The sequence below is a fragment of the Bacillus altitudinis genome (genome assembly GCF_001191605.1).
Classification (GTDB): domain Bacteria; phylum Bacillota; class Bacilli; order Bacillales; family Bacillaceae; genus Bacillus; species Bacillus altitudinis.
In genome coordinates this window covers 3453255-3472982 of sequence record NZ_CP009108.1, presented here as the reverse complement: position 1 = coordinate 3472982, position 19728 = coordinate 3453255, and the positions used below count along the sequence as shown (strand labels likewise).

At 42.8% G+C, this 19728-nt stretch carries 18 protein-coding genes; 16 read left to right on the top strand and 2 right to left on the bottom strand.

Annotated elements, in window-relative coordinates; translation table 11 throughout:
- Nucleotides 1-8: 8 nt before the first annotated feature.
- Nucleotides 9-230: a small acid-soluble spore protein SspI gene (sspI, locus tag ID12_RS17525; protein WP_008346010.1), complete on the bottom strand. Its 222-nt coding sequence runs from the start codon at nt 228-230 to the stop codon at nt 9-11.
- A gap of 113 nt (nt 231-343) precedes the next feature.
- Here sspI and ID12_RS17520 point away from each other — a divergent pair, with 113 nt between their 5' ends.
- From ID12_RS17520 to pheT, 3 genes are all read left to right on the top strand, one after another.
- The gene (locus ID12_RS17520) at nt 344-1087 is read left to right on the top strand and encodes a TrmH family RNA methyltransferase (RefSeq protein WP_050827541.1); all 744 of its coding nucleotides are present in this window, start codon (nt 344-346) and stop codon (nt 1085-1087) included.
- A gap of 376 nt (nt 1088-1463) precedes the next feature.
- Nucleotides 1464-2498, top strand: a complete 1035-nt coding sequence (gene pheS, locus ID12_RS17515; RefSeq protein WP_008346004.1) for a phenylalanine--tRNA ligase subunit alpha — start codon at nt 1464-1466, stop codon at nt 2496-2498.
- 15 nt (nt 2499-2513) lie between these two features.
- Nucleotides 2514-4928: a phenylalanine--tRNA ligase subunit beta gene (pheT, locus tag ID12_RS17510; protein ID WP_050827539.1), complete on the top strand. Its 2415-nt coding sequence runs from the start codon at nt 2514-2516 to the stop codon at nt 4926-4928.
- A gap of 245 nt (nt 4929-5173) precedes the next feature.
- Here pheT and rnhC read toward each other — a convergent pair whose 3' ends face one another.
- Complete coding sequence (gene rnhC / locus ID12_RS17505; protein ID WP_079920306.1) at nt 5174-6097, bottom strand: ribonuclease HIII; 924 nt, start codon at nt 6095-6097, stop codon at nt 5174-5176.
- Nucleotides 6098-6231: 134 nt separating this feature from the next.
- On the opposite strand from rnhC, the gene zapA reads away from it, so the two are divergent.
- The 13 genes from zapA (at nt 6232) to trxA (ending at nt 19589) form a co-directional block, all read left to right on the top strand.
- Nucleotides 6232-6489 (top strand): cell division protein ZapA, encoded by a 258-nt coding sequence (zapA, locus tag ID12_RS17500; RefSeq protein ID WP_008345998.1) that lies wholly within the window; start codon nt 6232-6234, stop codon nt 6487-6489.
- 7 nt (nt 6490-6496) lie between these two features.
- Complete coding sequence (locus ID12_RS17495) at nt 6497-7030, top strand: CvpA family protein (protein WP_008345997.1); 534 nt, start codon at nt 6497-6499, stop codon at nt 7028-7030.
- A gap of 114 nt (nt 7031-7144) precedes the next feature.
- Complete coding sequence (gene polX, locus ID12_RS17490; protein ID WP_046527236.1) at nt 7145-8857, top strand: DNA polymerase/3'-5' exonuclease PolX; 1713 nt, start codon at nt 7145-7147, stop codon at nt 8855-8857.
- Nucleotides 8858-8878: 21 nt separating this feature from the next.
- Nucleotides 8879-11236, top strand: a complete 2358-nt coding sequence (locus ID12_RS17485; RefSeq protein WP_046527238.1) for an endonuclease MutS2 — start codon at nt 8879-8881, stop codon at nt 11234-11236.
- Nucleotides 11237-11250: 14 nt separating this feature from the next.
- Nucleotides 11251-11655 carry a DUF350 domain-containing protein gene (locus ID12_RS17480; protein WP_007501637.1) on the top strand — a complete coding sequence of 135 codons (405 nt, stop codon included), beginning with the start codon at nt 11251-11253 and terminating at the stop codon, nt 11653-11655.
- 162 nt (nt 11656-11817) lie between these two features.
- Nucleotides 11818-12273 carry an Imm63 family immunity protein gene (locus ID12_RS17475; protein WP_035701944.1) on the top strand — a complete coding sequence of 152 codons (456 nt, stop codon included), beginning with the start codon at nt 11818-11820 and terminating at the stop codon, nt 12271-12273.
- 100 nt (nt 12274-12373) lie between these two features.
- On the top strand, nt 12374-14083 hold the full coding sequence (locus ID12_RS17470) for an AMP-binding protein (protein ID WP_008345988.1): 1710 nt from the start codon (nt 12374-12376) through the stop codon (nt 14081-14083).
- 174 nt (nt 14084-14257) lie between these two features.
- Nucleotides 14258-14842 carry a fatty acid metabolism transcriptional regulator FadR gene (locus ID12_RS17465; RefSeq protein ID WP_017367816.1) on the top strand — a complete coding sequence of 195 codons (585 nt, stop codon included), beginning with the start codon at nt 14258-14260 and terminating at the stop codon, nt 14840-14842.
- A 25-nt stretch (nt 14843-14867) separates the two neighbouring features.
- On the top strand, nt 14868-15647 hold the full coding sequence (locus ID12_RS17460; protein ID WP_017358245.1) for an enoyl-CoA hydratase: 780 nt from the start codon (nt 14868-14870) through the stop codon (nt 15645-15647).
- Between the two features lie 31 nt (nt 15648-15678).
- Entirely contained in the window at nt 15679-16452 is a 774-nt protein-coding gene (locus ID12_RS17455) for an electron transfer flavoprotein subunit beta/FixA family protein (RefSeq protein WP_007501632.1), read from the top strand.
- 44 nt (nt 16453-16496) lie between these two features.
- Nucleotides 16497-17474 carry an electron transfer flavoprotein subunit alpha/FixB family protein gene (locus tag ID12_RS17450; RefSeq protein WP_017358243.1) on the top strand — a complete coding sequence of 326 codons (978 nt, stop codon included), beginning with the start codon at nt 16497-16499 and terminating at the stop codon, nt 17472-17474.
- A 75-nt stretch (nt 17475-17549) separates the two neighbouring features.
- Complete coding sequence (locus tag ID12_RS17445; RefSeq protein WP_046527235.1) at nt 17550-19028, top strand: alpha-N-arabinofuranosidase; 1479 nt, start codon at nt 17550-17552, stop codon at nt 19026-19028.
- Between the two features lie 246 nt (nt 19029-19274).
- Nucleotides 19275-19589 (top strand): thioredoxin, encoded by a 315-nt coding sequence (gene trxA / locus ID12_RS17440; RefSeq protein WP_007501629.1) that lies wholly within the window; start codon nt 19275-19277, stop codon nt 19587-19589.
- The last annotated feature ends 139 nt before the right edge of the window (nt 19590-19728 follow it).

The window sequence follows — 19728 nt, the reverse complement described above, 5'->3', positions numbered from 1 at the left end:
GCTTCTTGTTATTGCTGATGCTCAGGCTTTAAGCCCTGCTCCAATGTTTCAAGAATTTCATTTTTTTCATCTTCTGATGCCTCTTGCCATAACACCTCAAACAAAACGCCAAGACCTGGCAGCATTTTTTCCTCGCCACTTTGAATCGCATCTAAAATCGTATGCTCAAGCTGCTCTTGATTATGGCCAGTAATGTTTTGAATCACTGCGCCTCTTAAATTAAAATCCATTGCCCACACTCCTTTTTTGATGGTGATAGCCCTATTCTGTCTCAAAGACAGGTTTATTATGTAGTGTGCTTGAGATATAATAAATTCATGATATTTAAAGGAGTTAAAGTCGCTTGAAATATATAGAATCAGCTAAAAACGCACACATTAAACAATGGAAAAAGCTCCATACAAAAAAAGAACGAACGAAAACAGGGCTGTTCCTTGTTGAAGGAAAACACTTAGTAGAAGAAGCATTGAAAAGCGGGGTTGTAAAAGAGTTAATGGTCGCAACACCTGACATGCTCCCTGCGGACATCGAGCCTGACATTGAGCTGTATGAATTAAGTGAAGAGGCTTTTACTGCGATGACGGAAACGGAAACACCTCAGCAAATCGCAGCGGTTTGTACCATTCCTGTATTTGAGGAGAAAAAGTATGAACGAATGCTTCTGTTAGATGCAGTGCAGGATCCGGGGAATTTAGGCACACTCATTCGGACAGCAGATGCAGCGGGGCTTGATGCTGTGATTCTAGGGGATGGAACCGTTGATGCGTTTAACGGAAAAACGCTCCGTTCAGCACAAGGGTCTCATTTTCACCTGCCTATCTTAAAACAAACGCTACAACAGACAATTCCAGCATTAAAGGCGCAAGGTATACCTGTATATGGCAGTGCTTTAAAAAATGCGAAAGAGTATAGACACATAGCATCAGAAGGTCCATTTGCGTTAATTGTAGGCAACGAGGGAGCAGGTATTGATCCAGAGATTCTTCAAATGACAGATCAAAATTTATATGTTCCGATGTACGGACAAGCGGAATCATTAAATGTGGCTGTGGCAGCAGCGGTTCTTGTCTATCATTTGCGCGGATAGTGTTGCATCACGTCCTATTTTTCACTATAATGAAACTAATATTTTAAAAACCATGATAGAGGAAGATTGTTTCACGGAGCGTCCTAATAGGGAGAATGCATCGTAGACTGAAAGTGCATTTAAGGAATGCTGAAACAGGAATTCACCTCTGGAGTTGTCACCGGGACCGCAGGTTTTGCGTAAAGGTGGACCGGATTCGTTTGATTCCGTTATGTCAATGAAGCTTATTCGCACATATATTTGTGCTTAACAAGGGTGGTACCGCGACCACAACTCGTCCCTTCTTTTTTGGAGGGGCGGGTTTTTTTATTGTCTTCAAACAATCAAACACCCGTTTATTCAGACGGTTTTGTATATTAAAAGGAGGATGACACTCATGCAAGAAACGTTAAAACAGCTTGAAACAGAAGCGATAGCGAAGGTAGAAGCAGCCAGCTCGCTCAAAGAAGTCAATGACATTCGTGTTCAATATTTAGGGAAAAAAGGTCCGATTACAGAAGTGCTGCGCGGAATGGGCAAGCTTTCCGCTGAAGAAAGACCAAAAATGGGTGCACTCGCAAACGAAGTAAGAGAGCAGATTGCTGGTGCCATTGCTGAAAAAAATGAGCAGCTAGAAGCAGAAGAAGTGAAAAAGAAACTGGCTTCTCAAACCATTGATGTCACATTGCCAGCAAGTCCGATCAAAATCGGGGCAAGACATCCATTAACGATTGTCGTAGAAGATATTGAAGATTTATTTATCGGCATGGGCTATACCGTTGAAGAGGGCCCAGAGGTGGAAACAGATTACTATAACTTTGAAGCGCTCAATCTTCCAAAAGAACACCCTGCACGTGATATGCAGGACAGCTTCTATATTACTGAAGACACACTCATGAGAACACAAACATCACCCGTTCAAGCACGTACACTTGAGAAATATAAAGGCCAAGGTCCTGTGAAAATCATCTGCCCTGGTAAGGTATATAGACGTGACAGCGATGATGCCACTCACTCCCATCAATTCATGCAAATTGAAGGACTTGTGGTCGATCACAATATTAGCATGAGTGACCTCAAAGGAACGCTTGAGACAGTCGCAAGAAAAATGTTTGGTGAGGATCGTGAAATTAGACTGCGCCCAAGCTTTTTCCCATTCACAGAACCTTCCGTTGAAGTTGATGTGTCATGCTTTAAATGCGGCGGGAAAGGCTGTTCTGTATGTAAAGGAACAGGCTGGATTGAAATCTTAGGTGCAGGAATGGTTCACCCGAATGTATTAAAAATGAGCGGATTTGATCCAGATACTTATCAAGGCTTTGCTTTTGGAATGGGTGTTGAACGTATTGCGATGCTGAAATACGGCATAGATGATATTCGTCATTTCTACACAAATGATATTAGATTCACGAAGCAATTTAAGCAGGACTAAGAGGAGGAAATCAACATGTTTGTTTCATATAAATGGTTAGAGGACTATGTCGATTTAGAAGGCATTCAGCCGGATGAATTAGCAGAGAAAATCACAAGAAGCGGAATTGAAGTGGAAGCCGTTGAGTATAAAGGCGAAGGCATCAAAGGCGTTGTCGTTGGACACGTCATTGAACGTGAACAGCATCCGAATGCGGATAAATTAAACAAATGTCTTGTTGATATCGGCGAAGACGCACCGGTGCAAATTATATGCGGGGCTCCAAATGTGGATAAAGGACAGCATGTGGCCGTCGCAACGGTTGGTGCAGTCCTTCCTGAAAATTTTAAAATTAAAAAAGCCAAACTGCGCGGTGAAGAGTCTCATGGCATGATTTGTTCTCTGCAAGAATTAGGCGTAGAGAGCAAGCTCGTACCAAAAGAATATGCAGAAGGCATCTTTGTTTTCCCGAATGACGTGAAACCAGGAGATGATGCCCTTCAAGCGCTTCAATTAGATGACGCGGTACTTGAGCTTGGCTTAACACCAAACCGTGCCGATGCCCTTAATATGCTAGGTGTCGCTTATGAGGTTGCCGCCATTTTAGGGAGAGACATCAAGCTTCCTGATACAGCGCATGAAACTTCTTCTGAAAAAGCAGCAGACTATATTTCTGTTAAAATTGAGGATCAAGAAGCGAATCCACTTTATGCAGCGAAGATCATTAAAAATGTAAAGATTGGACCAGCACCACTTTGGATGCAAACAAGATTGATGAATGCAGGTATCCGCCCAATTAACAACGTCGTGGATATTACGAATTTTGTCTTACTTGAATACGGTCAACCACTACATGCCTTTGATTATGACCGGTTTGGTTCAAAGCAGGTGGTTGTACGTAAAGCGGCTGAAAATGAAATGATTCAAACTCTGGATGAACAAGAACGTACATTGTCTTCGAAGCATCTTGTCATTACAAATGGCACAAAAGCGCATGCTGTTGCAGGTGTCATGGGCGGTTTTGAATCAGAGGTGCGTGATGAGACGACAACGATTCTTTTAGAAGCGGCATATTTCAACGGTCAAACCGTCCGTCAAGCATCTAGAGACTTAGGGCTTCGCAGTGAATCAAGCACACGATTTGAAAAAGGGCTCGATCCGCAGCGGACGAAATCAGCAGCCGAAAGAGCAGCGCAATTGATCAGTATGTATGCAGGCGGCGAAGTGCTAAGTGGTACAGTTGAGGAAAACCACCTTGAAACAAGTATGAATGTCATCCACGTATCAACTGAGCGTGTGAACAAGGTGCTTGGTATGAGCATTTCAAAAGAAGATATGATTCAGATTTTCAACAAACTAGGCTTTACTGTGGGCGAATCAAATGATGTGCTTGTTGTAACGGTTCCTTCCCGTAGAATGGATATTACGATTGAAGAGGACCTCATTGAAGAAGTCGCGAGATTATACGGCTACGACAATATTCCATCTACACTCCCTGCGACAGCTGGTACCGTTGGTGGTCTTACGCCATACCAAGTGAAGCGCAGAAAGGTGAGACGTTTCTTAGAGGGCGCAGGGCTTTCTCAAGCGATTACGTATTCATTAACGAATCAGCATAAGTCCACAGCCTTTGCTTTAAATCCAGCTTATCAAACAAGACTTTCCTTGCCGATGAGTGAGGAACGAAGTGTGCTGAGACAAAGCCTTCTGCCAAACTTACTTGATTCTGTCGCATATAACTTAGCAAGACAAGCTGATTCTTTTGCCTTTTACGAAACAGGTTCTGTTTTCTTAGCGGAAACGGAAGGCGCAAAACCAGTAGAGAAAGAGCATGTGGCAGGTGCGTTAACAGGTCTTTGGCATAAAAATCTTTGGCAGGGCGAGAAAAAAGCTGTCGATTTTTATGTAGCGAAGGGTATTGCAGAAGGGCTGTTTGAAAAGCTTGGTGTATCAGGAGAGATCACGTATGTTCAAGCAGAGCGTGAGGGCCTTCACCCAGGACGTACAGCTGATGTTCATTTAAATGGAAAAGTGATTGGCTTTGTAGCTGCACTTCATCCATTAGTGGAAAAGGAATTAGATTTAAAAGAAACGTATGTATTTGAATTTGATTTAACAGATGTAATGACGTCTGAAACAGAGGATATGAAATATACGGCTATTCCGAGATTCCCAGCAGTGACAAGAGACATCGCACTTGTCGTCGATCAGCATATTTCAAGCGGACAGCTGGAGCAAGTCATTTATGAAGCTGGCGGCCAATTGCTCACAGACCTTTCCGTCTTTGATGTGTATGAGGGTGAGCATATGGAAGAAGGCAAGAAATCTGTTGCATTCTCTCTGCAATATTTAAACCCAGAACAAACGTTGACCGAGGAAGAAGTCACGGCTGTTCATACAAACGTATTGAAAGCATTAGAAGATACGTATCAAGCCGTCTTGCGCGGATAATAAAAAGAGCTATCGCTTTATGGGCGATAGCTCTTAGCGTGTAGACAAACCCTCGCATTCTTTGTCAGTCCTGCGCGCTGGTACTCACGAATGTCAAATTCGCTCTGTGCCAGTGCTCGTCCTTCCTAGACTGCAAAGGTTTTCTATCACGCTGAAAAGAAGACAAAGGGCTAAAATCAAGTTCATTTTAGCCCTTTGTCAACAATCTGAGAGCTATCGCTTTATGGGCGATAGCTCTTTTTTAATTATAACCATTTTTTCGCTTTTTGGGTGTTGGCAAAATGAAGTTTTGTAAATTGGCGTAAAGCCTCTTCGCCGTGCTGTTTCATCAGCTTTGCTGCCGCTTTGTCAACATGTGGACCGGCCCCTTTTGGAATGTCAAAGCCCGCTGCTTTTGATAATTTATCCATTTCAATTAAAAAAGCATATCTTGCAATAATAGAAGCTGCAGCAACCGATAAGTGGATGCCTTCTGCTTTCGTACTAAAGTATGTACGCTCCCGAATGATCTTTTTCCCCGCAAGGTGCCTGAAATAAATACCCGGTTCGGCAAATTGGTCAATGAGAATGGCTTCTGGTTTCTTGCCATCCAGTTTTTCTAGCACGGAGGTAATGACTTGGTTATGAAGCAGTGCCTTCATTTTCCCTTGGCTCATGCCCTTTTCCTGCATCGCATTGTATTTTTCATTCCGAAGCACGAGAAGGCTGAACGGGATGGTTTTGATCAAGTCTTTGGCAATGTTGATAATCTGCGGATCTTTGAGTCCTTTTGAGTCTTTCACCCCGAGCTCTTTCATGAGAGCAAGCTGACTGGAATCAACATAAGCCGCACAGACCGTAATGGGTCCAAAATAATCGCCAGTACCGACCTCATCTGAGCCAATAACCGACATGGAAGCAATGCCGGGTGGTGGGCTGTACTGTGTGATGGATGGTGTTTTTTTGCTTTTTGTTTCAGCTGAATGTAAATGGTTGAACTGACTCGCTTCAGCTTCTGCCTTTTGTCCTTGGAACAGTACTTTTCCAGATTTGTAGGCTGTAATCGTACAGCCGGGAACCTTTGCTTGAAAAAGAGCGCCTGGTGGCAAAGTGTCAGTTAAATGCTGAGCGTACACGCTCTTCATTTTTTTCATGTCTTCTGATGTTGCTTTTAAGACGGATTGGGGCACAGTGGATAACTCCTTTTTACCTTGATATCATTGATTTCTAAAGTGTACCATAACAGGGAAGGGCTCGTCTTTCCATTCAATGTCTAAACATGTTATGATAGAGACTAGGATTCTCGTGGAATGGAGGAGAAACGTTGTCTGACGGCGGTAAAACGAAAACAACAGTTGAGATTTACGGACAGTCCTATACGATCATCGGTCAAGAAACGAAGATGCATATGCGACATGTTGCTTCAATTGTTGATGATAAAATGAGAGAAATCAATGAAAAAAATCCATACCTTGATATAAACAAATTAGCTGTACTGACAGCAGTCAATGTCGTCCACGACTACTTGAAATTAAAAGAGCAATACGAAAAACTAGAGCTTCATCTAAAAGAAAAGGAATGAAATTACCGTGATCGATATCATCATTTTGTTTTTGCTTCTTATGGGAACGCTTGTCGGTCTAAAACGCGGGTTTATTCTTCAATTTATTAAATTGATTAGCTTTGTTGTTTCTATTTTAGTGGCTTCTATGTTTTATCAGTCACTTGCACCACAGCTTACGTGGATTCCAGCACCTAATTTTAGCGGCGGTCAAGCGCAGCTTGCTTTCTTTAGTGGGAATCTAGAAACAGCTTATTATAATACCATTGCGTTTATCATTCTGTTTATCTTGACCAAAATCCTGCTCGCTATCATCGGCGGATTGCTCACAACCATTGCAAGTATCCCTGTGATTAAACAGGTCAACAAACTGCTTGGCGCTGTTTTAGGATTTCTTGAAACCTATCTATTTGTGTTTATTTTATTGTTTGTGGCCGCATTACTTCCAGTCGATGCGCTTCAAACGATGATGAGCAAATCAATGTTAGCAGATGTGATCGTAAATAGCACCCCTTACCTGTCCGGTCTTGTCAAAGACCTCTGGTCGACGTATGGAGTTTAAGAACTTCTCCTTTCTTGGAGAAGTTTTTTCTCATTCCATGACAGAAAGTTGTCGGATGAAGGGAAAGTTTGTATATTTATATAGGAAGATGCCAAAGCGGCTGGAGGATGAGAGATGAATAAAAAAGATATTATCAAACTTCTTGAAACAATTGCAGTCTATATGGAGCTAAAAGGAGACAATCCTTTTAAAATTTCTGCCTTTCGTAAAGCAGCTGCGGCACTGGAACAAGATGACCGCAGTCTTTCTCAAATAGATGACCTATTAGCATTACCCGGCATTGGAAAAGGAACCTTTGCTGTGATCACAGAGTATATCGAAAAAGGACAGTCTGAAACACTCGAACAATTAAAAAAAGAAGTGCCTGAAGGACTTGTCCCGCTCTTAAAATTGCAAGGACTCGGCGGGAAGAAGATTGCTAAGCTCTACCAAGAGCTTGGTGTTCACGATGCACAGTCTTTAAAAGAAGCATGTGAAGCGGAAAAAGTACAAACGCTTGCTGGGTTTGGCAAAAAAACAGAAGAAAAGATTCTTGCCGCTCTTGAGGAGGCAGGGAAGCAGCCAGAACGACTACCAATTGGCTTTGCATTAGATGTGGCAGAGCGAATTGATGATGCGCTGGAACAGATGGAGGGAATCATCCGTTTTTCAAGAGCGGGTAGTTTAAGACGTGCGCGTGAAACGGTTAAAGATTTAGATTACATCATTGCGACTGACAACCCTGAACAAGTGAGGAAGCAGCTTGTTGCTCTTGATGATGTCAAAGATGTCATTGCGAGCGGTGATACGAAGGTATCGGTCATTCTTGCACTTGATTTTGAAATCAGTGTAGATTTCCGGCTTGTGACAACAGACCAATTTGCAACAACGCTGCACCATTTCACTGGCTCAAAAGATCATAACATTCGTATGCGACAGCTTGCGAAGGAGCGCGGTGAGCGTATTAGTGAATATGGGGTTGAAACGATTGAAACTGGGGATGTGAAAACATTTGAAGACGAAAGCGCTTTTTATGCACATTTCCAACTTCCGCTCATTCCGCCAGAAATTCGTGAAACCGGAGCAGAGATTGATACGTATAAAGAAAGTATGCAATTTGTAGAACGAAAAGATATCAAAGGCGATCTTCATATGCACTCGACATGGAGTGATGGCGCTTTTTCTATTCGCGAAATGGCAGAGGCATGTATCGCAAAAGGCTATGAATACATGGCCATTACAGACCACTCACAATATTTAAAAGTAGCAAACGGTTTAACAAAAGAACGTTTGCGTTTGCAAGCAAAAGAAATTGACAAGCTGAATCAAGAATTCGAGCATTTTTACATTTTCAAAGGGGTCGAAATGGATATTCTGCCGGACGGATCGTTAGATTATGATGATGACTTTCTAGCAGACATGGATTTTGTCATTGCGTCTATTCATTCTAGCTTCTCTCAGCCGGAGGAAGTCATTATGGAGCGCCTAGAAAATGCCTTGAATAATCAGCATGTGGATTTAATTGCCCATCCAACAGGCCGTTTGATTGGTAGACGAGATGGCTATGCCTTAAATATTGATCAGCTCATAGAGCTTGCGAAAAAAACGGGCACTGCACTGGAACTCAACAGCAACCCGTCAAGACTTGATTTAAAAACAGAGCATTTAATGAAAGCAAACGAAGCGGGTGTGAACATCATGATCAACACAGATGCGCACAACATCGCCATGCTCGATCATATGGAAGTCGGTGTCACAGCTGCAAGAAAGGGCTGGACACCAAAAGCAAATGTCGTGAATACATTTTCTCTCGATGAGATGAAAAAGTTTTTAACGCGTGACAGGTAGTCGTTAGGAGGCTGGACCATGCTGCAACAAAAAGTGTTAGCATCATTAGAATTTCATAAAGTAAAAGAAAAAGTCATGTCCTATACTGCTTCGACTTTAGGGAAAGAAAAAGCGCAGGACTTAATACCACTCACAGATATCGAGAGCATTCAGCATCTGCTAGAAGAGGTAGCAGAAGCGCAAGATGTGATTCGTTTAAAAGGATCTGCGCCATTTGGCGGGTTAACGGATATTAGACGAGGCGTCAAACGAGCAGAAATAGGCAGTATATTAAGCCCTTCTGAGCTGATGGAAATTGCGGCGCTGTTATATACCACAAAAAACATGAAGCACTTTCTCGCCTCTATGTATGAGGACGGAGTAGAGATACCCCGTCTTCATACATATGCAGAATCGCTGATTTTACTGCCAGACGTGAGAAAAGAAATCGAAAGCTGTATTGGTGACAATGGAGAAGTGCTTGATCACGCAACGCCAGCCCTCCGCACCATACGAACGCAGTTACGATCACTAGAATCAAAAGTGCGAGATAAATTAGAATCAATGATTCGTTCACAATCTGCCACGAAAATGCTGTCAGACACCATTGTGACCATTCGTAATGATCGGTTTGTCATTCCCGTAAAACAAGAGTACCGCTCGAATTATGGAGGGATTGTTCACGATCAATCTTCTTCAGGCGCAACTCTTTTTATTGAGCCGCAGGTGGTCGTGGATTTAAATAACACCTTGCAGCAAACTCGCCTAAAAGAAAAGCAAGAGATTGAAAAGATTTTGCAAATGCTAACAGCGAGTGTGTCAGAGCACATTGATGAATTGCTTCATAATGTGAATGAACTTCAGACATTAGATTTTATTTTCGCCAAAGCCAAATATGCAAAAGCAGAAAAAGCCACAAAACCTACTGTGAATAACCAAGGGGAGATTTATTTAAAACGGGCAAGACATCCCCTATTGCCACGAGATCAGGTTGTGGCAAATGATATTGAGCTAGGCAAAGATTTTTCTACGATCGTCATCACAGGTCCAAATACAGGCGGTAAGACCGTCACTTTAAAAACACTTGGACTTCTTACGCTGATGACGCAGGCAGGTCTTCATATTCCAGTCGAAGAAGGATCAGAAGTGGCTGTATTCGATCAAGTCTTTGCTGATATTGGAGACGAGCAGTCTATTGAACAGAGCTTGAGTACATTCTCATCTCATATGGTCAATATTGTGGATATCTTAAAGCATTTGACGTCTAATTCACTCGTGTTATTTGATGAATTAGGTGCGGGGACAGATCCTGCTGAAGGTGCAGCACTTGCGATGAGCATCTTAGATGAAGTTCATCAAACAAATGCGCGCGTCATCGCAACGACTCACTATCCTGAGCTGAAGGCATACGGATATAACCGAGAAGGCGTCACAAATGCGAGTGTAGAGTTTGATATTGAAACCTTATCCCCCACATATCGCTTGCTCATCGGGGTGCCGGGACGAAGTAATGCATTTGAAATTTCCAAGCGTCTAGGACTGCCTCATCATTTAATTGATCGTGCAAAAGCAGATATGCACGCAGAACATAATGAAGTCGATCAGATGATTGCTTCGTTAGAAGACAGCAAAAAACAAGCAGAAGAAGAACTGCATGAGACGGAATTCTATAGAAAAGAAGCAGAGAAGCTCCATAAAGAATTGCAAAAACAAATCCTTGAATGGAATGAACAAAAGGACAAACTGCTGGAAGAAGCTGAACAAAAAGCGGCAGAAAAAATTGAACAAGCAACAAAAGAAGCAGAAGAGATTATTCAAGAGCTTCGGTCCATTAAAAGTGAGCATCGTTCATTCAAAGAACATGAACTCATTGATGCGAGAAAGCGTCTTGAAGAAGCTGTCCCTGAGTTTGACCGTAAGAAAAAACCAGAGCCAGTGAAAAAAGCAGCAAGACAGCTAAAGCCAGGCGATGAAGTCAAAGTGCTGACGTTTGGCCAAAAAGGAACGCTCATCGAACAAACGGGTAACAAAGAATGGAGTGTCCAAATGGGCATTCTAAAAATGAAAGTAAAAGAAAAAGATATGGAATTTATCAAATCAGCACCGGAATTTAAGCAAGAGAAAGCCATCACGGCGGTCAAAGGAAAAGACTATCATGTATCACTTGAGCTTGATTTAAGAGGAGAGCGCTATGAGAATGCCTTAAGCAGAGTCGAGAAATACTTAGATGATGCCGTCTTAGCTGGCTATCCGCGTGTGTCGATCATTCACGGTAAAGGCACTGGCGCCTTGAGAAAAGGGGTCCAGGAATTATTAAAACAGCACCGTAGTGTAAAAAATGCTCGTTTTGGAGAACAAGGCGAGGGAGGATCAGGCGTCACCATCGTCGAATTAAAGTAAAAAGGAGAAAACGCATGAAAGCCTTTTGGGAAAATGAACTTGTGGAAATTGCCGCCTATTACAGCGTGGCCGTCCTATGTCTTGTCTTATTTCTGACCATATTTGAACTCGTGACCTCCTATAAAAACTGGGAAGAGATTCAGCGGGGGAACTTAGCTGTTGCTATGGCAACCGGCGGGAAGATTTTTGGGATTGCCAATGTCTTTCAGCATTCCATCGCCCAGCACAACTCGCTTCTTCAAATGGTCGGATGGGGCGTATACGGCTTTGTGATGCTGCTCGTCAGCTATTTCATTTTTGAATTTTTAACACCACGATTTAAAGTAGACAAAGAGATTGAGAATGATAATAGAGCGGTCGGGTTTATTTCACTCATTATTTCTGTTGGGCTGTCTTATGTAGTAGCAGCCGGCATTTAAGGAGACGACATGGAAAAACTAGCCAAAGTATTAATTGTAGTTGCCTGCACTTTTGCGGTTATTGGTGCCGTTTACATGTTCCTGTAAAATGAAGAATACATTCTAGAAAGCTGTCAGGGAAAACCTTGACAGCTTTTCACTCATCAAAGGCGGCGAATCAGAATGAATCAAATCTTGCAAAAAGACGAACTCATAAAGCGCATTGACAGTTGTCTCAAAAAGACATCTCTTCCCCAAGACATATATGAACCGTATGTTGCGCGTCCTTTTCAAACGACTGGTTTTTTTGATGATTTGAGTCCATATATCGACATTGATCCATCCGGCTATATTCTTATTCAATATGAACGAGGGATTAAAGTGCTTCATAAAAGAACAAAAGAGGCGGATGAAGTCGTATATTGGATTTTAGAAGACACCATCTTTCTAACTGTGTATCTAGACATGATGAGACAATATCAAGTGGACAACATCCAAACACATTTACCTAATGACCCTAGTATCCATAAACAGATTGTGGAGAGAGTCCATGAGTCATTTCGTGCGATCGGTGGATTATACGAAAAGTGGCATCATGAAGGGAAAAGAGCCTCTATAGAAACACCGGCGAAAAAATGAAGATGTGCCATAGAACGAGCTCGATTTGAAAAAAGCAAACTGCCATAAGGAAAAGTTTGCTATAATAAAATAGTACGAAAGTTCAGGAAGGAGGGTTTTTATGCAGTCAGATAAACGATGGCTTCTGCATTACCCGAATCAAATTCCCCACGAACTCACCATCCCAAATGAAACATTGCAATCTTACTTATTCAGCTCCGCAGAGGCAGCACCTGAGCATACAGCCATTCATTTTTTAGGAAAAAACATCACCTACCAGCAGTTACAAGAAGATGCGCTGAAATTAGCCAGTCACTTGATTGACATCGGTGTCAAAAAAGGCGACAGAGTAGCGATTATGCTGCCAAACTGCCCGCAATCGGTGATTTCTTATTATGCGGTTTTAATAGCAGGCGGCATTGTCGTTCAAACCAATCCGCTTTATACGGAGAAAGAACTGGAATATCAAATGGAGGACAGCGGCTCTAAGGTGCTGATCACTCTCGATCTACTGTATCCAAAGGCCTATAAAATGAAAGCGCTGACAAGTATGGAACATTTGATCATCACAAAATTACAAGATTACTTGCCATTTCCGAAAAACATATTGTTTCCGATTGTCCAGCGAAGGAAAAACAACATGGTCATCCAAGTGGAGAAGAGTGATTCCATTCATCATTTCTCACAGATCATGAAAGAGTCGTCAGGAGAACAGATTCCGCAAATATCCTTTCAACCGAAAGAGGATGTCGCAGTTTTGCAATATACAGGCGGAACGACCGGTTTACCAAAAGGAGTCATGCTCACACACGAAAATATAGTAGCCAATACAGAAATGTGTGCATCCTGGATGTATAAAACGAACCGTGGAAAAGAACGGATTCTAGGGATCATTCCGTTCTTTCATGTATACGGCATGACGACCGTGCTAAACCTTGCAGTCAAAGAAGGTCATCAAATGATTCTTCTTCCGCGTTTTGATGCAGCGGATGCCTTGAAGACTATTGAAAAACAGAAACCGACGCTGTTCCCAGGAGCACCAACGATGTATATTGCCCTGCTTCATCATCCGAATATTGAGAAGTATGACCTATCATCCATCACGGCATGCTTAAGCGGATCGGCCGCTCTTCCTGTTGAAGTCAAACAGAGTTTTGAAAAACTAACAGGAGGAAGGCTGGTGGAGGGATATGGACTTTCAGAAACTTCTCCTGTCACTCATGCCAATTTCTTATGGGGAGCGAACAAAATAGGAAGTATCGGGTGCCCTTGGCCGAATACGGATGCCGGTATTTATTGTGAAGAAACGGGTGGACTCAAAGCGCCATATGAGCATGGAGAGATTATCGTCAAAGGTCCTCAAATCATGAAAGGGTACTGGAATCAGCCGGATGAGACAGCGGCAGTGTTAAGAGACGGCTGGTTTTTCACAGGAGACATTGGGTATATGGATGAGGATGGTTTTTTCTATATCGTAGACCGGAAAAAAGATGTCATCATCGCGAGCGGCTATAATATTTACCCAAGAGAGGTTGAAGAAGCCCTTTATGAGCATGAGCTTGTACAAGAAGTGGTTGTGGCGGGTATTCCAGATCCGTATAGAGGGGAAACAGTAAAAGCCTTTGTTGTCCCGAAAAAGGATGCCTATGTAACAGAGGATGAACTGGATCGTTTTGTTAGAACAAGAATTGCCTCATTTAAAGTGCCGCGTGTCTACGAATTTAAGGAATCACTGCCTAAAACGGCTGTAGGGAAAATCTTGCGCAGAGTGTTAATTGAAGAAGAAAAAAGAAAGCAATCATCTTCAACAGAAGAACCAGTCGATCAATGAGAGAATGAACCAGCATCATCCGGTCAAGCGGCCGGATGATTTGAATTGTACGTGTCTGCTCTGGTATGCTAAAGGTTGAAAAGAAAGAAGAACATCACTTGACAAATCACTCGTTTCTTTTTAACATAAAGTTATGAATGAATGCTCATTCAATTTAGAAAGGGACGAAGCACATTGAAGCAGAAAAGACCGAAGTACATGCAAATTATTGATGCAGCCGTTGTGGTGATTGCAGAGAACGGCTACCATCAATCACAAGTTTCAAAGATTGCCAAACAAGCAGGAGTAGCAGACGGAACCATTTATCTCTATTTCAAAAACAAAGAGGATATTCTGATCTCGTTGTTTAAAGAAAAAATGGGACAATTCATCGAACGGATGGAAAACGATATTCAAAAGAAACCGTCTGCGAAAGAAAAGCTTCTTCTCCTCATTCGAGAACACTTTCGCCTGCTATCGCAAGACCATCATTTGGCCCTTGTGACACAGCTTGAACTCAGGCAGTCAAACCTTGAACTGCGCCAAAAAATCAATGAGGTGCTGAAAGGGTATTTAAATATGCTAGACTCCATTTTAACCGAGGGAAAGAAGACAGGAGAATTTAGACAAAATCTAGATGTCCGCTTAGCGAGACAAATGGTATTTGGGACGATTGATGAAACCGCTACAACATGGGTCATGAATGATCAAAAGTATGACCTGCCAGCACTCGCAGAAAGTGTACATGATCTTCTCTTAAACGGAATACATCAATCTTAAAGACAATTGAAAAAGGATGATTGACATGGAAAAAATACTTAGCTTACACCAAGACGAACAGACAGCACTCATCACGATTCAACACCCGCCTGCAAATGCCTTATCCTCTCAGCTTCTCACTGAACTCAACGACATGTTTGATCAGCTTGAACAAAACAGTGAAGTGAGAGCTATTGTCATTCATGGAGAAGGTAGATTTTTCTCAGCAGGTGCTGATATTAAAGAATTTACGACCTTGCAGGAAGAATCTGATTATGCCAGCCTTGCAGACAGAGGACAGCAAGTGTTTGAACGAATTGAACAATGTCCAAAACCGGTGATTGCTTCCATTCACGGGGCAGCATTAGGCGGCGGGCTTGAGCTGGCGATGTCGTGTGATATTCGAATCGCAACAAAAGATGCAAAGCTGGGACTGCCGGAATTAAATCTCGGTATTATCCCAGGATTCGGCGGAACGCAGCGCCTGCCTCGCTACGTTGGATCAGCTAAAGCACTTGAAATGATGGGAACAGCTGAGCCAATTACAGGAGAAGAAGCATTTGCCTGCGGACTTGTTTCAAAACTTGCGGAAACAGAGGAAGAAGCGCTGGAAACAGCGAAAACATTGGCGGCGAAATTTGCAGCGAAAAGCCCTAAAACGCTTGAGTATGTGCTTGAGTTATTGAATGCGACAAAAGTGTACTCATATGATGGCGGAATGAAGCTGGAAGCCAAAAAGTTTGCTGAGGTGTTCCAGTCGAATGATGCCAAAGAAGGCATCCAAGCTTTTATTGAAAAGCGTAAACCGAATTTTAAAGGGGAATAAGGGATTAGTACGACACAAGGGGGAGAAATGAATGAATATTTTTGTTTTAATGAAGCGTACGTTTGACACGGAAGAGAAAATCTCTATTCAGTCTGGTGCTATTCAAGAAGATGGGGCAGAGTTCATTATTAATCCTTATGATGAGTACGCAATTGAAGAAGCGATTCAGCTTCGGGATGAGCACGGGGGAGAAGTAACGGTCGTGACAGTTGGCAATGAAGATGCGGAGAAACAGCTTAGAACAGCACTTGCAATGGGCTGCGATCAAGCCGTTTTATTAAATGTTGAAGATGATTTGGAGGAGTGGGATCAGTTTTCCGCTTCTACGATTCTATATCACTATTTCAAGGATAAAGAAGCTTCCTTGATCTTAGCAGGGAATGTAGCGATTGACGGCGGGTCTGGACAGGTGGCCCCGCGTCTTGCTGAATTACTCGGCTTTCCATATGTCACAACCATTACAAGTATTCAAATCGACGGCGGCTCAGCTTCAATTGAGCGAGATGCAGAGGGTGATGTGGAAGTGATTTCTGCCGAGCTTCCACTAGTGGTCACCGCGCAGCAAGGTCTCAATGAGCCTCGTTATCCATCGTTACCAGGCATCATGAAGGCAAAGAAAAAGCCTTTAGAAGAATTAGAATTAGACGATCTAGATCTAGATGAAGACGATGTGCCATTTAAAATCAAAACAATCGAACGTTTCTTACCGGAGAAAAAAGAGGGTGGCAAGGTGCTGAGCGGCGAGCTTCAGGATCAGGTCAAGGAACTGACAGACCTGCTAAGAAATGAAGCAAAAGTCATCTAAACATCCACTTTACGATATCACGAGAACAAGGGGGAGCTTAAAGGATGAGTAAAAAAGTTGTTGTACTTGGAGAAAGTCGTGACGGTAAATTAAGAAATGTGACGTTTGAAGCGATTGCTGCCGCTCACGAGGTGGCTGATGGCGGTGAAGTGATTGGCGTTTTAATAGGGGATCACGTCAAAGACCAAGCGGATGAACTGCTTTATTATGGAGCGGATCATGTGATGATCGTCGAGCACCCGCATCTTTCTTATTATACGTCTGATGGTTTTGCGCAGGCGCTTCAAGCAATATTAGATCAAGTCAATCCTGATGCAGTGCTCTTCGGTCATACATCGATCGGAAAAGACTTGTCACCAAAAATAGCTGCACGCCTGCAAACAGGCTTAATTTCAGATGCAATAGATGTAAGCGTTACCGGTGAACATCTTGTTTTCACTAGACCGATTTATTCAGGAAAAGCTTTTGAAAAAGTCATTTCAACAGATCGTCTGCTTTTGGCTACTATCCGTCCAAACAACGTGGCACCGCTGGAGCGTGATGCGTCACGCAGCGGAGAAGTGACGCCAGTTTCTGTCGATATTCAAAACCTAAGAACGATCGTGAAGGAAGTCATTAAAAAAACATCAGAAGGTGTAGATTTATCTGAAGCGAAGGTCATTGTTGCAGGAGGCAGGGGGGTCAAGAGCAAAGAAGGCTTTGAACCGCTGAAAGAACTTGCCCAAACGCTTGGCGCAGCAGTCGGTGCCTCGCGTGGTGCATGTGACGCTGACTACTGCGATTATGCCCTGCAAATTGGTCAAACCGGTAAAGTGGTCACACCTGACCTTTACATTGCCTGCGGGATTTCAGGAGCTATTCAGCATTTAGCCGGTATGTCCAACAGTAAAGTCATTGTTGCGATCAACAAAGACCCAGAAGCTGAAATCTTCAAAATTGCCGATTACGGAATTGTCGGTGACTTATTCGAAGTCGTTCCGCTTTTAAATGAAGAGTTAAAAAAGATGAATATCCATTCTTAACGCTCATACACTCAGAATGCCTAGGTATTCTGGGTTTTTTTTTATGTCATCACGAAACAAAGGAGCGGTTTACAAGTGAATGGAACAGTAAAAGTCAATGAAGTGATTGGACGCATTTCTAAACACATCTATGGACACTTTCAAGAGCATTTAGGAAGAGGAATTTATGACGGCATTTGGGTAGGGAAAGACTCATCGATTGACCATATTGAGGGGATACGTACCGATGTACTAAAGGCACTTCAAGCCTTACATATCCCGGTGCTGAGGTGGCCGGGCGGCTGTTTTGCAGACGAGTATCACTGGGCAAATGGTGTAGGTGATCTGAGTGAACGAAAGCCGATGGTAAACACCCATTGGGGTGGTACGGTTGAATCCAATGCATTTGGTACGCATGAATTTATGGCATTATGTGAGCTGCTTGAATGTGAGCCATACATTTGCGGCAATGTGGGAAGCGGGTCTGTTCAAGAATTAGCCGATTGGGTCGAATACATGACATTTCCAAAAGGGACACCTATGTCAGACTGGCGCATTAAAAACGGAAAACAAGAACCTTGGAAGCTGACCTATGTTGGTGTAGGCAATGAAAGCTGGGGCTGCGGTGGAAATATGACGCCAGAGTATTATGCAGACTTATATAAACGCTACCAAACGTATGTGAGAGAATTTGCTGGTCAGCACATTTACAAAATCGCATGCGGTGCGAATTCAAATGATGTGAATTGGACAAAAGTATTAATGGAGCGTGCAGCGCCGTGGATGGATGGGCTCAGTTTGCATTACTATACGGTCCCAGGAACATGGGAGAAGAAAGGGTCAGCGACCGATTTTGATGAGGATGAGTGGTTTACAACGCTGAAAAAGGCGTCTGAAATGGAGCGGCTTGTTGTGGAACACGGAGAGATCATGGATCGTTATGACCCAGACAAGCGAATCGGGATGATTATTGATGAATGGGGGACATGGTATGATCCAGAACCGGGGACAAATCCAGGGTTTTTGTATCAGCAAAACACATTAAGAGATGCTCTAGTCTGTGCCTTGCATTTTCATATTTTTCATCGCCATTGCCAGCGGATTCATATGGCGAATATTGCCCAGACCGTCAATGTGTTGCAAGCGATGGTGTTAACGCAGGACGAAAAGATGCTCCTGACACCTACCTATCACGTATTTCACATGTTTCAAGTACATCAAGAAGAAGAAGCGCTTGAAGTAGAATTGAATGCTCCTTCGTATGAACGCCGGGGTGAAAAAATCCCTCAAGTCAGTGTGTCAGCCTCGCGGTCATCTGACAAGATGCATATAAGTTTATGTCATGTGAATCCCCATGAAAAAGCAGACGTATCTCTTGCGATAGAGGGAATCGGTGCAAAAACGAAGGTCACTGGCCGTGTGCTGACTGCTGATCGGATGAATGCGCACAACACGTTCGATGATCCTCATTCCGTTCAGCCTGCGGACTTTCGGCAATTTGCTGTTAAGCACGGCGAGCTGACTATTGATCTGCCGCCTATGTCGGTTGTCATGTTGACCGTCGATCTGGCTTGATCGCATATTTCAATGTTTGATGAGAAGAATGTTGGGGCATCATACATTGTAAATGAAGCGGAAAGGGAGTTATGTCATATGCTTAGAACCATTCTGATGATCATCGGTGCGATTGTTGTTATTGGTGCGATCATACGGTTTGTTTTTTAATTCATTTCATAAAAAATGATTCGTAAGCATTTCATTCGCAAGTCACATTGGTAGATGCTATACTAAAAAGCATAATTTACATTGGAGGAATGAATAATGGCAATCGTAAAAGCTACTGACGCAACATTTTCACAAGAAACTGCAGAAGGTGTTGTTCTTGCAGACTTTTGGGCACCTTGGTGCGGACCTTGTAAAATGATTGCTCCAGTTCTTGAAGAACTTGATCAAGAAATGGGCGATAAAATGAAAATTGTAAAAATTGATGTGGATGATAACCAAGAAACTGCTGGTAAATACGGCGTTATGAGTATCCCAACACTTCTTGTTTTAAAAGACGGTGAAGTCGTCGAAACGTCTGTTGGTTTCAAACCAAAAGAAGCACTAGCTGAGCTTGTAAACAAACATCTATAAACCGATCTATGCCCGCGTGGCATATCTCAAAAAGCGGTTCTCGTATAGTCGAGAGCCGCTTTTCTTTCATCGTGGTATAAAACAAATGTTCGTGATACACTAGAAGGAGTGAACGAGGAAAACAAGGACGGATGAAAAT